The sequence below is a fragment of the Parabacteroides sp. MSK.9.14 genome, assembly GCF_019041495.1.
GTDB classification, from domain to species: domain Bacteria; phylum Bacteroidota; class Bacteroidia; order Bacteroidales; family Tannerellaceae; genus Parabacteroides; species Parabacteroides merdae.
Genome location: NZ_JAHPXO010000008.1, coordinates 18,023 through 29,735, shown reverse-complemented (window position 1 = coordinate 29,735; position 11,713 = coordinate 18,023). Strand labels below are relative to the sequence as shown.

Below are 11,713 nucleotides of genomic sequence, written 5' to 3'. Positions count from 1 at the left end.
TCATGTGGCAACATGCACTTGTTTCTGCTTCTTCTTCGCCAGGAAATTATGCGCCATCATCGGGAAAAGCTCCAGAAGCAAGACATCTTTTTCGTTCTCAGCCAATTGGACACCAACTTCTTCTATTACGGGATTCTCCTGCATTTCATAATCGGAAGGATCATAGGGGACCTCATCCCGCGAACCCGTAATCTTCAAACGAAATTCCGGGTCAATCGGAACCGGCGTCTTTCCATACTCTCCTTTTACCAGAGCGACGAATTGGTTGGACGGATTACTGTACATCGGACGTCCTTTCAGTTGATCCAACGCGCACGATACTGCTTGAGCCCCGATGATCTGGCTTGTCGGCGTTACCAAAGGCGGCAAACCTGCATCCATACGCACCTGGGGGATCAACGACATTGCTTTTTCCAACAAGTCCAACTGTCCTAATTGCTTCAACTGAGCTACCATATTCGTATACATTCCTCCCGGTATCTGTGCCTTCTTCACCAGTTCATTCGGTTCAGGGAAACCAAAATATTCTTCTATGGCACGGCAGAAGATAAGCAAATCTTCCTCTTTGTCTTTCCGGGCTGCGTCGATCGCATCGTTAAAAAAACGGTCGATCTCAGTCGGTATTCTGTCTGTCAAAGGGTTAAATGGCTTAGGTAGTTGTTTTGCCATATCGAAAACAGACAACTCTTTGCGGATATCCAACAGATGAGCATTGATTTTCGCGATCGCCTCCATATTGATATCCAGCTCGATCCCCATTTTCTTACAGAACACGTACACCAGTTCGATTGCCGGAGCAGCCGTTCCACCAGCGAAATACCAGATATTGGTATCGACAACATCCACCCCGTTGACAATAGCGGCCAAAACCGAAGCCAGACCATATCCTGGCGTACAATGAGTATGAAAATCTACCGGAACTTTGAGATGTTTTTTGAACAAACGTACTATTTCAGCGCTTCTTCCCGGTGGAATCAGGCCACTCATATCCTTAATCGTGATCATATCGGCTCCCAAAGCCTCCATTTGAAGCGCTTTATCCAAGAAGTATTCATTTGTAAAAACAGGCTTATGCAACGGATGCCCGTGTAAAGCTGCGACAATTCTTTCAACAGCCGAGTGATACGGATCAATCGTGTAACAGACGGCACAATCAGCCATTCCTCCGAAGCGTTTTACATATTTGACTGTCGATTTTATATTCTCCACATCATTCAGCGCATCAAATATGCGCATGATATCCAATCCGGATTCTATAGAATTGCGACAGAAGCCTTTAATAATCTTATCGGGATAAGGATTGTAACCAAACAAGTTACGTCCGCGTGAAAGGGCCGTCAACTTAGAGGTATTCCCTACCGAAGCTTTTATTTTCTCCAACCGCTCCCAGGGATCTTCTCCCAAATATCGCATGATAGAATCGGGCACGGCACCACCCCATATTTCCATCGCATAAAAACCGGCTTCCCTATAAAAAGGAAGCACTTTGTCTATCTGTTTTTGTGACATTCGCGTTGCAAAAGCAGATTGCTGACCATCCCGGAGAGTCAGATCCCGAATCAAAAGTTTTCGTATCATACCTAATAATTTGTTTAGACCGTTTTAGACTTAAATCTATCTTTATAACAAAAATTAAACTGTTTTGATTGGAATTACCAGGTTAAGAATAGCAAATGTTTATGAAAACGACCTTACCGACTTATCTTTTTAACATTCTCTTTCCAATAAAGAAGGAAGCGATCATGCCATGGGAGGATACACAAGGTAATCCACTGGATTATAATCAGAAACAGTGCATAAAATCTCCTCAAACAAGGCAGATAAACAGCTCCACATCCCCGTTCCGGTTTCACGAAGATCCGGGTCTCCACCTCCTCCACACCCGGATCTCCCATGCCCTTCCACCCGGGTCTGAAGAAACTTTTCAAGTTGTTTTTAGATAAAAAGTAGCTTGTCTTCATGAAAAAACGAGCCTCTTTAATCTATTTTGTATCAGCTTCAGAACATATCCTTCATTTGATAAAACATTGATATATAATGCCTTATTACTTTTTACCCATGATAGTTATGATAGATGAATGATAGTTAAAAACCAAGAACTATCATAGAATAACATACTGTTTTACAAGCACATAAACTCAATTATGATAGTATGATAGTTGTTTTGCTAAAGACTTTATATAGAAATGCCCGTGCTAAAGACAAGGACTGATTGCCTCTATTTGGAATAATAAAATAAAAACTATCTTTGAGGATTCATTACAATAAAATCAAAAGACAAATGGCAATCTCAAGTATACCATCTGACATATTCCGAAAAGCAGAAGAGACAGATATCGAACGAATCTGGCAAATCATCGGACAAGCAAAAGCCCAAATGCAACGCCTTGGAAGTCAACAATGGGACGAGAACTACCCTGCAATCGAACATATCCGTCAAGACATACAAGACGGAAACGGATACGTCATTTGCCGGGAAGACCGGGTTGTTGCATACGGAGTCATTTCATTCGATGGTGAACCTGTCTATAAAGATATAGAAGGCAAATGGTCGAACGATCTGCCTTATGTCATCGTCCACCGCCTGGCCATTGCCGACGAGATGAAACGGCAGGGCATGGCAAAACAGTTTATGTTGCAAGCGGAAGAAGTAAGCCGAAAGAAAGGTGTCTACAATTTCCGCGTAGATACGAAATATGACAATGCTTATATGCTTCGCCTGATCGACACGTTGGGATTCAAATACTGTGGCGAAGTGTATTACCGGAACAACAGTGCAAGGAAAGCTTTCGAAAAGACAATCCGCCCTTACTCCCACCCGATAGGCATTTCCGATTATACGATTCGGGAAGCAACTTTTGAAGATGCAACCCTGATTTTCGAAGCGATTGATAAAAACCGGGAAGATCTGCGCATCTGGCTGCCTTTTGTCGACGGGCTCAAGAGTGTTGCAGATGAACAAGGATTCCTGCAATCCGTATTGGCTGTCCCTTACGAACAGCGCGATCCGGTCTACATTTTGGAACAAGGAGAAGCTATTTGCGGGCTGGCCGGGTTCCACTTCTCCGATGCCCCTAACCGGCGAACGGAAATAGGCTACTGGCTGCTTCCCGCCTATCGGGGAAAAGGGATCGTCACGAATACCGTCCGTTATCTCTGCCAATGGGCCGTGCGCGAACGGAACATGAACCGCATCCAAATCCGGTGCGCCGTCGGCAACATTCCGAGCAACGCTGTCCCGAAGCGATTGGGATTCACACTGGAAGGTACGGAACGGGAAGGCGAATTGCTGACTTCCGGTGAATACGTGAATGTTAATGTATATAGTATATTAAAGAAGGAAATAGAACAATGGAACAGGAAATCCAATTAAACGAGCACAACAAACAGGAATATCCTCCTATGCATACGGCTGAACATATATTGAACCAGACAATGGTTCGCATGTTCGGTTGTCCCCGTTCAAAGAATGCGCACATAGAACGGAAAAAGAGCAAATGCGACTACGAATTGCAGGAAGAACCGACCGCCGAAATGATGGAAGAAGTAGAACGTCGGATAAATGAGGTGATCGACCGGCATCTGCCGGTTACAATCGAATTTGTGCCGAAAGCGGAAGCCGGAAAGATCGTCGATCTCAGCAAGTTGCCGGAAGACGCAAGCGAGACATTGCGCATTGTCCGCATCGGAGACTATGACACTTGCGCGTGTATCGGAGCACATGTCAATAACACGTCAGAAATCGGACATTTCAAAATGCTCACATACGATTACACCGACGGACGGCTACGCCTGCGTTTCAAATTAACAGAACGATAAATAATGAGAATATGCCAATTCGTAAAATGTGCCGATCAACAGGAGTTTCCTATTCATCGGCACATTTTACGAATTGGCATATTATTTACCTTGACCGTACTTCTTTCCTCATAAAAGAGACATACGACAAAGCAAAACATACAACTGTCGCAGCAATCAATCCGGTCAGTTGCGGCCAAACGACCAAAAGGCTCTGGCCAAAAGGCAACGGGCTTGGAATCGCGCCATGCACCTGCTCCATCGTCAGCGGCCCCAAACTCCTCACGGAAGGCATCAGCAATGTCATCGTCGCTTCATTAAACAACTCACTCGGTGCAAAACGCAGCAAATTCAACATAAACCGCTGGTAAGCGATCACCTGATAGTCAGAAGCCCAAGCCGAAGGACTCAATGCCTTTCCGACAAGGTTGATAATCATATTATAGAACACGCTGAAAAACAACCAGATCGCCACACAAGCCAATGCCGAAGTCGCCGCTTGTTTAAAACGGATTGAAAAGAATATCGACAAGTTCAACCAGAATGCCACATAAAAGAGGCTTACGAACAGAAAGAAGACGACACGCATAAACTCTTCAGCCGTTGGCGGGATTCCGATCGCAATCAGTCCGAATCCCATAACCAAGAATCCCAACATGAACAGCATGATGCCAATTACAGCCAGAGCCGCCACAAACTTCGCATTAATCAGATAATCCCGGTGAATCGGCTGAGACAATATACGGCTCAACGTCCCTTTATTTTGTTCCGAATTAATGGCATCGAACCCTAATGAAATTCCTAACAATGGCCCTAAAAAACTGATAAACACAGCAAAAGAAGGCAACGTCCCGTCCGAAACCGTAAACAGTTTCAGAAAAAGAAACGCTCCATCAGGATCATTCGGCTTTATCGCTTCACGGATATTTGTCAGAGCCGTATACAACGAACCCATACATGTCAGTGCAATGATAGCGATCAGGATAATAAAACGCCAGCTTCTCACATAATCGGAGATTTCTTTATTGACAATAACCCAAAAAGGATGATTCGTATTACTCATGGCCGCGTCCTCCCCCGAAATATTGATTATAGATATGGTCAAGCCCATGCTCAGTCTTATGCAAATCTGTCAGTTCGACCTCCGCCAGCAACTTTCCCCCTCCAAACAATCCTACCCGGTCGCAAACTTGTTGGACCTGGTTCAGATGATGGGAAGAAAACAGGACGGTCAATCCCTCTTCCCGGCTCAACTGCCGGATCAGATCCATAAATTCCTGCACACCGGCCGGATCTATCCCGGAAGTCGGTTCATCCAGAATAATTACTTCAGGGCTTTTTATCAGCACATCGGCCAATCCAAGGCGTTGACGCATCCCTTTGGAATATTTACCGGCCTTTTTATCCGCTTCCTTCACCAATCCTATCCGATCAAGCAACCGCTCTGCTTTCGCACGCGCTTCTTTCCTCCGGATACCATTAAGGGCGGCTGTATAAACAAGGTTCTCGATTCCTGTCATATCCTCATAGAAACCCACATCCTCCGGCAGATATCCTACTTTGCGCTTCACTTCTATCGGATGAGTGGTGGAGTCGATATCACATACCTTTACGGAACCAGTTGTCGGTTCGGTCAGGCCCAGCATCATCAGTATGGTCGTCGATTTCCCTGCCCCGTTCGGCCCCAGCAACCCGAATATCTCACCTTTGCGAATCTGCAAGTTCAAGTCGTTCACGGCAGTAAAGTCTCCATACTTTTTCGTCAAACCGGTAAGTTCGATCACATACTGGCACATGACTTACCTCCTTCCATATTTACGGAACAGATAATACACACCGCCCAACACGAGCATAATAATCAAAATCCCCAACCAACCGTAAACCATGGGAGTATGAACGGATATGCGGAACTCCGCAGTCGTATTGACTTCAGGCGTCTTGGCCGTCATCTTCGTCACATAATCGCCCGGAAGGGCCTTTCCGGATGCTTTTATCGTCGCAGTAACATTCGTCGTGCCACCGGCCGTCAGTTTCTCTATTTTAGAAGGTTCAAAGGTAACTTCCCAGTCAACCGGCTTAGAGGCTGTCAACTGGACATCTTTCAGTTCGGCAGACCCATTGTTGCGTACGAGCAGATCAATACGTTTCATATCTCCTGCCGTAATCTCCGCGCTCAACAATCCCCTCGGAGTCGTCAGCTCGATATCATAGGAACCAGTGACAACCACCTCCAACTCGATATCGGCAGAGGTCGAACTAGTTGTCGCACGGACCGGAATCTTATAAGTGCCCGCCTGCACATTAGCCGCCGGATTAATATCGATACTGATATTTTCCGTCGCATTGGCTTCCACTTGTGCAGAAGTGGCTTGCTTGCCCGCTACCCGGAAAGTGACATTCCATCCTCTCGGAACGTCTGCCATCAATGCATATAGCTGCTGGTCTGCTGTCTGATTTTTCAACGTCGTGTTAAAATTGAAGGTTGATTTCGAATTGCCTTGCATATTGGGTTGCTTTGTCACAAATTCAGTTTGATAAGTTCCCTGTTCGGAGACAGTCACAGTCAACGGCAATTCCGCCACGCCAGGGGCAGTCAGCGTAAAATGGTACGTTCCTTTATTTACTTTAAACGGGACATCCACCTTGAAAGAGAAATTCTTCTTTTCACCCGGCAGAACGGATATCTGATCGACTGTCCAACCTCCGGCTTTCATCTCATACTTCCAACCTCGCGGCATTCCTAAGACGGAAATAGAGGCATTCTTCACTTCGCCACAATTATTAATGACGTCAACACTGTAATTGATAGACTCTCCCGGCGGAACCGCAATCTTAGTGTAGGGAGTATACAACATCACACATTCATCAGCGCCATATGCGCGTGTACTCATCGGAAATAATACAAGTACGAGTACAAGTAATAGATTAAGATGATTCGTTCGCATTACTATAAAAAATTTTAGTACAAAATTGTTTATCAATAGCTGGCGACAAATATAGAAGTCTTCTTTATTACTGTCTATTAAAAGTATTAAAAAAAAATTACGCCCCTGCTCCCCACTTCCCCATATGTTTTGACCGAAGCGTAAGGAAGTTTTACATTCAAGCCAATAATTATAGAATATGAAACAACGAAATAAAATATTTTTATGTAAGTTTGCGTCCGCTAAGCGTGATATTTTAATATAGAACTTAAATATAAGAGTTATGCAATCAATTGACAATTTCAATTTTGCCGGCAAAAAGGCATTTGTAAGAGTTGACTTCAACGTTCCTCTGGACGAAAACTTCAACATCACAGACGACACTCGCATCCGTGCCGCCCTTCCTACTTTGAAAAAGATTTTGGCAGACGGCGGCAGTGTAATTATCGGTTCTCACCTAGGACGTCCGAAAGGCGTTACTGACAAATATTCACTGAAACACATCCTGAAACACGTTTCCGAACTGTTGGGTGTTGATGTTCAGTTTGCTAACGATTGTATCGGCGAAGAAGCCGGCGCCAAGGCTGCCGCCCTGCAACCAGGCGAAGCATTGTTGCTTGAAAACCTTCGTTTCTATGCAGAAGAAGAAGGCAAGCCGAGAGGTTTGGCTGAAGATGCTACAGACGAAGAAAAGAAAGCAGCCAAGAAAGCCGTTAAGGAAAGCCAGAAAGAATTTACAAAGAGATTGGCATCTTATGCCGACTGCTATGTAAATGACGCATTCGGTACAGCTCATCGCGCTCACGCTTCTACGGCATTGATCGCCGATTACTTCGACACTGACCACAAGATGTTCGGCTACCTGATGGAAAAAGAAGTAAAAGCTGTTGAAAAGGTATTGAACGACATCACTCGTCCGTTTACTGCAATCATGGGTGGTTCCAAAGTTTCTTCCAAGATCGAAATCATCGAGAACCTGTTAAACAAGGTAGACAACCTGATCATCACCGGCGGTATGACTTACACTTTCACGAAGGCTATGGGTGGCAAGATCGGTAAATCAATCTGCGAAGATGATAAGCTGGACCTGGCGCTCGATCTTATGAAGAAAGCAAAAGAAAAAGGTGTAAACTTGGTATTGGCCATCGACGCTAAGATCGCTGACGATTTCAGCAACGATGCCAAGACTGCTTATGCTGACGTAAACGAAATTCCCGACGGATGGGAAGGCCTTGATATCGGTCCGAAGACAATCGCTCTTTATGCCGAGGTTATCAAGAACTCCAAGACGATCCTGTGGAACGGTCCTACCGGCGTATTCGAATTCGAAAACTTTACAGACGGTTCCCGCGCAGTTGGCGAAGCTATCGTTGAAGCAACCAAGAACGGTGCATTCTCATTAGTTGGTGGCGGCGACTCTGTAGCTTGTGTCAACAAGTTCGGCCTGGCAAGCGGCGTTTCTTACGTTTCTACAGGTGGTGGCGCTCTGCTGGAAGCCATCGAAGGCAAAGTTCTTCCGGGCATCGCTGCCGTTAAGGGCGAAGCATACAAATAAGAATAATCCTTATCCATAAATAAAAGGCTACTTCTCACGGAGTGGCCTTTTTTATTGCTTTTTATCAAAACGACGTATTGAATTGCATGAATTGTCAATTGTCAATTATCAATTGTCAATCCAATTTTGTACCTTTGCGCGTCATATTTTGGAATTAATAGAAAAACATATAGAATTATAAGGAAATGGCAAAAGAGCTGAAAGAACTGACTCCGAGAAGTGTGAACTACTCGCAGTGGTACCAGGATCTGGTAATCAAAGCGGATCTGGCAGAGAATTCTGCAGTACGCGGCTGTATGGTGATCAAGCCTTACGGATATGCAATTTGGGAAAAGATGCAACGTATCCTCGACGATATGTTCAAGGAAACAGGCCACGTAAACGCTTACTTCCCCTTGCTGATCCCGAAATCATTCCTGAGCAAGGAAGCCGAACATGTAGAAGGCTTCGCCAAAGAATGTGCCGTTGTAACACATTATCGTCTGAAAACAAATCATGACGGTACAGGTGTCGTGGTCGACCCGGCCGCCAAGCTGGAAGAAGAACTGATTATCCGTCCGACATCCGAGACAATTATCTGGAACACCTATCGTAATTGGATCCAGTCTTACCGCGACCTGCCTATTCTTTGCAACCAATGGGCAAACGTGATGCGTTGGGAAATGCGTACCCGCCTCTTCCTCCGTACCGCAGAATTCCTGTGGCAGGAAGGACATACTGCTCACGCGACACGCGAAGAAGCCGAAATCGAAGCAAAGAAGATGCAGGGAGTCTATGCCGACTTTGCCGAAAACTATATGGCGATGCCGGTCATCAAAGGTGTCAAATCTGCAAGCGAACGTTTCGCAGGTGCATTGGACACCTACACGATCGAAGCGATGATGCAGGACGGAAAAGCGCTGCAAGCTGGAACTTCCCACTTCTTGGGACAGAATTTCGGCAAGGCGTTCGACGTTACCTTTATCGACAAGAACGGAAAGAGCGACTACGCCTGGGCGACTTCATGGGGGGTTTCAACCCGTCTGATCGGCGCCCTGATCATGTCCCACTCCGACGACAACGGTCTGGTATTGCCGCCTCACCTCGCTCCTATCCAGGTGGTAATCATCCCGATCTACCGCAGCACAGAGCAGTTGGCGCAGATCAGCGAAAAGGTAAACGGCATCGTTGCCAAGCTGAAAGCGTTGGGTATCTCCGTAAAATTCGACGACGCCGACAACAAGAAGCCAGGATGGAAGTTCGCCGAATACGAACTGAAAGGCGTTCCCGTACGTTTAGCTATGGGAGGACGCGATTTGGAGAACAACACGATAGAAGTGATGCGTCGCGATACACTGGAAAAAGAAACTGTGACTTGCGACAACATCGAAACATACGTTCAGAACCTGCTGGAAGAAATCCAAAAGAACATCTTCCAGAAAGCACTCGATCATCGTACGGAAAAAACAATTACAGTCGATACCTACGAAGAGTTCAAGGAAAAGATCGAAGAAGGTTACTTCATCATGGCTCATTGGGACGGAACTCCCGAAACGGAAGAGCAGGTGAAGAACGAAACGAAAGCCACGATCCGCTGTATTCCGCTGGAAGGCGACAAGACTCCGGGCAAATGCATGGTGACCGGCAGACCTTCCGCACAGCGCGTATTGTTCGCACGAGCTTACTAAACCGTCCGTACATACAAAAGAAAATAAAGTTCCATAAGCACGAAACTCTTGTTCCATGCTTATGGAATTTTTGTTTCCTACCAATGAAATTTTTATTTACCTTTGGGGAAACTAATTGGAGACCTGTTATGGATTTAATTCTTCCTACCAATCAAAATACTTCAGCCCCCGTTACCCTTGACACGAAAGTGCTGGTCGTAATCGGGGCTAACGGAGCCGGTAAAAGCTCCTTCGGCAGAAACTTACACCAACGCTACGCCGGGCAAAGCGTATGGATATCCGGAATGCATTCCCTCTTCCTTAGCAGCGAAGAGAACAAGGCTCCTGTCAACGGCAACGAGCTAACACGGCTTCAGTCCATGATTGCGGAGCGACTTTTCATACCACGTATGTCAGAATATGAAAAGTTGATCCTGCACCTGCAAACAGAAGAATTTGAAGCTGCCGTCCAGTATAAGGAAGAAAGCAAGCTGACACCCGATCTATTACCGCCGGTCACCAAGATAGATCGTATCCAGACGATTTGGGAGAAGATGTTCCCGCATAACCGCCTGGTACGCAAATCGGGTTTTATTGAACTGGCCTCCACCAGCATCGACGGAGACTCTTATACGGCCGGCCGGATGAGCGACGGCGAAAAGCTGGTATTCTATCTGATAGGAGCCGTACTCTGTGCTCCTGAAAATGCATTATTAATCATTGAAGAGCCGGAAGTCCTGCTCCACGACTCCATCAAAAATCCTTTGTGGGACGAGGTAGAAGCCATGCGCCCGGACTGCACATACGTGTATCTGACGCACGACATCGACTTCGCCGCCTCCCGCGACAACAGCAAGCGCCTCTGGATACGTTCTTACAATGGAGACGCCCGGATATGGGACTACGAACTGATCGAAAACAATGACAGCTTCCCGGAAGAGGTCTATATGGAGATCTTAGGCAGCCGCAAACCAATCTTATTCATCGAAGGGACCGACTCCAACAGCATAGACAGCCGCCTCTACCCGCTTATCTTTCCCGACTACAAGGTAAAACCGATGGGAGGTTGCCAGAAAGTAATCGAAACAACAAAGGCATTCGCCCAGTTGAAAGATTTCCATACGCTGGATTCCAAAGGGATCGTTGACCGTGACCGTCGCACGGAAGGAGAAATAGCTTACCTGCGCGAACAGCATATCTATGTTCCTAACGTTGCCGAAGTGGAAAACCTGCTGATGCTGGAGCCTGTTATCAAGACCGTTGCCGCCCGTCTGATGAAAGATCCGGAACAGGTCTTCAGCCAGGTCAAAGAAAACGTCATCAAGCTTTTCCTAAAAGATCTCGAAAGCCAGGTTTTGCTTCATGCCCGCCATCGCGTACAGAAAAAGCTGGAAACGGCTCTGAACCGGAAGATGAGTACGGTGGATGAACTGACCGAACATGTGGAAAGCATCCACAACACCGTACATGTAGACGAAATATATGCGGGAATCAAGGAGAAATTCATTCGGTTTGCCGAAACCGGAGATTACAAAAACATCCTTCGCGTTTACAATCAGAAAGGGATGTTGCCTCAGTCCCAACTCTGCAAATATTGTGGTATCAGCAATAAGGAGAGTTATTTAAACCTCGTCCTTTCCATTCTGAAAGAGAATAAAGAAGATGCGATTGTCATCCGGACTTCCATCAAAGAATGTTTAGGGACATAAAAAAGTTTCCCGAAATGAACAAAAAGTCCGTAAAAAGTCGTTCTTTTGTAACTTAGAAAAATATATGCAACGGGGCGGAAG

At 45.9% G+C, this 11,713-nt stretch carries 10 protein-coding genes; 5 read left to right on the top strand and 5 right to left on the bottom strand.

Annotated features, from left to right (window positions below):
* Together KTG12_RS06155 and KTG12_RS22260 are read right to left on the bottom strand one after the other, a co-directional pair.
* On the bottom strand, positions 1–1,578 hold the full coding sequence (locus tag KTG12_RS06155; protein ID WP_122116106.1) for a carboxylase: 1,578 nt from the start codon (positions 1,576–1,578) through the stop codon (positions 1–3).
* Between the two features lie 113 nt (positions 1,579–1,691).
* Complete coding sequence (locus KTG12_RS22260; RefSeq protein ID WP_082430205.1) at positions 1,692–1,961, bottom strand: hypothetical protein; 270 nt, start codon at positions 1,959–1,961, stop codon at positions 1,692–1,694.
* Positions 1,962–2,281: 320 nt separating this feature from the next.
* Between KTG12_RS22260 and KTG12_RS06145 the strand changes: the two genes are divergently transcribed.
* Entirely contained in the window at positions 2,282–3,373 is a 1,092-nt protein-coding gene (locus KTG12_RS06145) for a GNAT family N-acetyltransferase (RefSeq protein ID WP_055284450.1), read from the top strand.
* The gene (locus tag KTG12_RS06140; protein WP_005639062.1) at positions 3,352–3,819 is read left to right on the top strand and encodes a hypothetical protein; all 468 of its coding nucleotides are present in this window, start codon (positions 3,352–3,354) and stop codon (positions 3,817–3,819) included. Before KTG12_RS06145 ends, KTG12_RS06140 begins: the two co-directional genes overlap by 22 nt.
* Before the next feature lie 85 nt (positions 3,820–3,904).
* Here the strand turns inward: KTG12_RS06140 and KTG12_RS06135 are convergent, their stop codons facing one another.
* Genes KTG12_RS06135 through KTG12_RS06125 form a run of 3 tightly spaced genes read right to left on the bottom strand, consistent with a single transcriptional unit; the run spans position 3,905 to position 6,743 of the window.
* Complete coding sequence (locus KTG12_RS06135) at positions 3,905–4,861, bottom strand: ABC transporter permease (RefSeq protein WP_046452731.1); 957 nt, start codon at positions 4,859–4,861, stop codon at positions 3,905–3,907.
* Positions 4,854–5,594 carry an ABC transporter ATP-binding protein gene (locus KTG12_RS06130; protein ID WP_005639058.1) on the bottom strand — a complete coding sequence of 247 codons (741 nt, stop codon included), beginning with the start codon at positions 5,592–5,594 and terminating at the stop codon, positions 4,854–4,856. The genes KTG12_RS06135 and KTG12_RS06130 overlap by 8 nt, the downstream gene beginning before the upstream one ends.
* A 3-nt stretch (positions 5,595–5,597) precedes the next feature.
* A complete protein-coding gene (locus KTG12_RS06125) occupies positions 5,598–6,743 on the bottom strand; it encodes an NEW3 domain-containing protein (RefSeq protein ID WP_022322121.1) in 1,146 nt (381 codons plus the stop codon).
* Between the two features lie 262 nt (positions 6,744–7,005).
* Here KTG12_RS06125 and pgk point away from each other — a divergent pair, with 262 nt between their 5' ends.
* The 3 genes from pgk to KTG12_RS06110 all read left to right on the top strand — a co-directional run bounded on the left by pgk (position 7,006) and on the right by KTG12_RS06110 (position 11,632).
* Positions 7,006–8,277 (top strand): phosphoglycerate kinase, encoded by a 1,272-nt coding sequence (gene pgk, locus KTG12_RS06120; RefSeq protein WP_005642635.1) that lies wholly within the window; start codon positions 7,006–7,008, stop codon positions 8,275–8,277.
* Positions 8,278–8,462: 185 nt separating this feature from the next.
* Complete coding sequence (proS, locus tag KTG12_RS06115; RefSeq protein ID WP_138272900.1) at positions 8,463–9,944, top strand: proline--tRNA ligase; 1,482 nt, start codon at positions 8,463–8,465, stop codon at positions 9,942–9,944.
* A 128-nt stretch (positions 9,945–10,072) separates the two neighbouring features.
* Positions 10,073–11,632: a DUF4435 domain-containing protein gene (locus tag KTG12_RS06110; RefSeq protein WP_022321726.1), complete on the top strand. Its 1,560-nt coding sequence runs from the start codon at positions 10,073–10,075 to the stop codon at positions 11,630–11,632.
* Positions 11,633–11,713: the final 81 nt, after the last annotated feature.

What these genes read in the sequence shown, in the direction of transcription:
- KTG12_RS06155 (WP_122116106.1), bottom strand. Translation starts at nt 1,578, where the DNA reads ATGATACGAAAACTTTTGATTCGGGATCTGACTCTCCGGGATGGTCAG.
- KTG12_RS06125 (WP_022322121.1), bottom strand. Translation starts at nt 6,743, where the DNA reads ATGCGAACGAATCATCTTAATCTATTACTTGTACTCGTACTTGTATTA.
- KTG12_RS22260 (WP_082430205.1), bottom strand. Translation starts at nt 1,961, where the DNA reads ATGAAGACAAGCTACTTTTTATCTAAAAACAACTTGAAAAGTTTCTTC.
- KTG12_RS06145 (WP_055284450.1), top strand. Translation starts at nt 2,282, where the DNA reads ATGGCAATCTCAAGTATACCATCTGACATATTCCGAAAAGCAGAAGAG.
- KTG12_RS06130 (WP_005639058.1), bottom strand. Translation starts at nt 5,594, where the DNA reads ATGTGCCAGTATGTGATCGAACTTACCGGTTTGACGAAAAAGTATGGA.
- KTG12_RS06135 (WP_046452731.1), bottom strand. Translation starts at nt 4,861, where the DNA reads ATGAGTAATACGAATCATCCTTTTTGGGTTATTGTCAATAAAGAAATC.
- pgk (WP_005642635.1), top strand. Translation starts at nt 7,006, where the DNA reads ATGCAATCAATTGACAATTTCAATTTTGCCGGCAAAAAGGCATTTGTA.
- KTG12_RS06110 (WP_022321726.1), top strand. Translation starts at nt 10,073, where the DNA reads ATGGATTTAATTCTTCCTACCAATCAAAATACTTCAGCCCCCGTTACC.
- proS (WP_138272900.1), top strand. Translation starts at nt 8,463, where the DNA reads ATGGCAAAAGAGCTGAAAGAACTGACTCCGAGAAGTGTGAACTACTCG.
- KTG12_RS06140 (WP_005639062.1), top strand. Translation starts at nt 3,352, where the DNA reads ATGGAACAGGAAATCCAATTAAACGAGCACAACAAACAGGAATATCCT.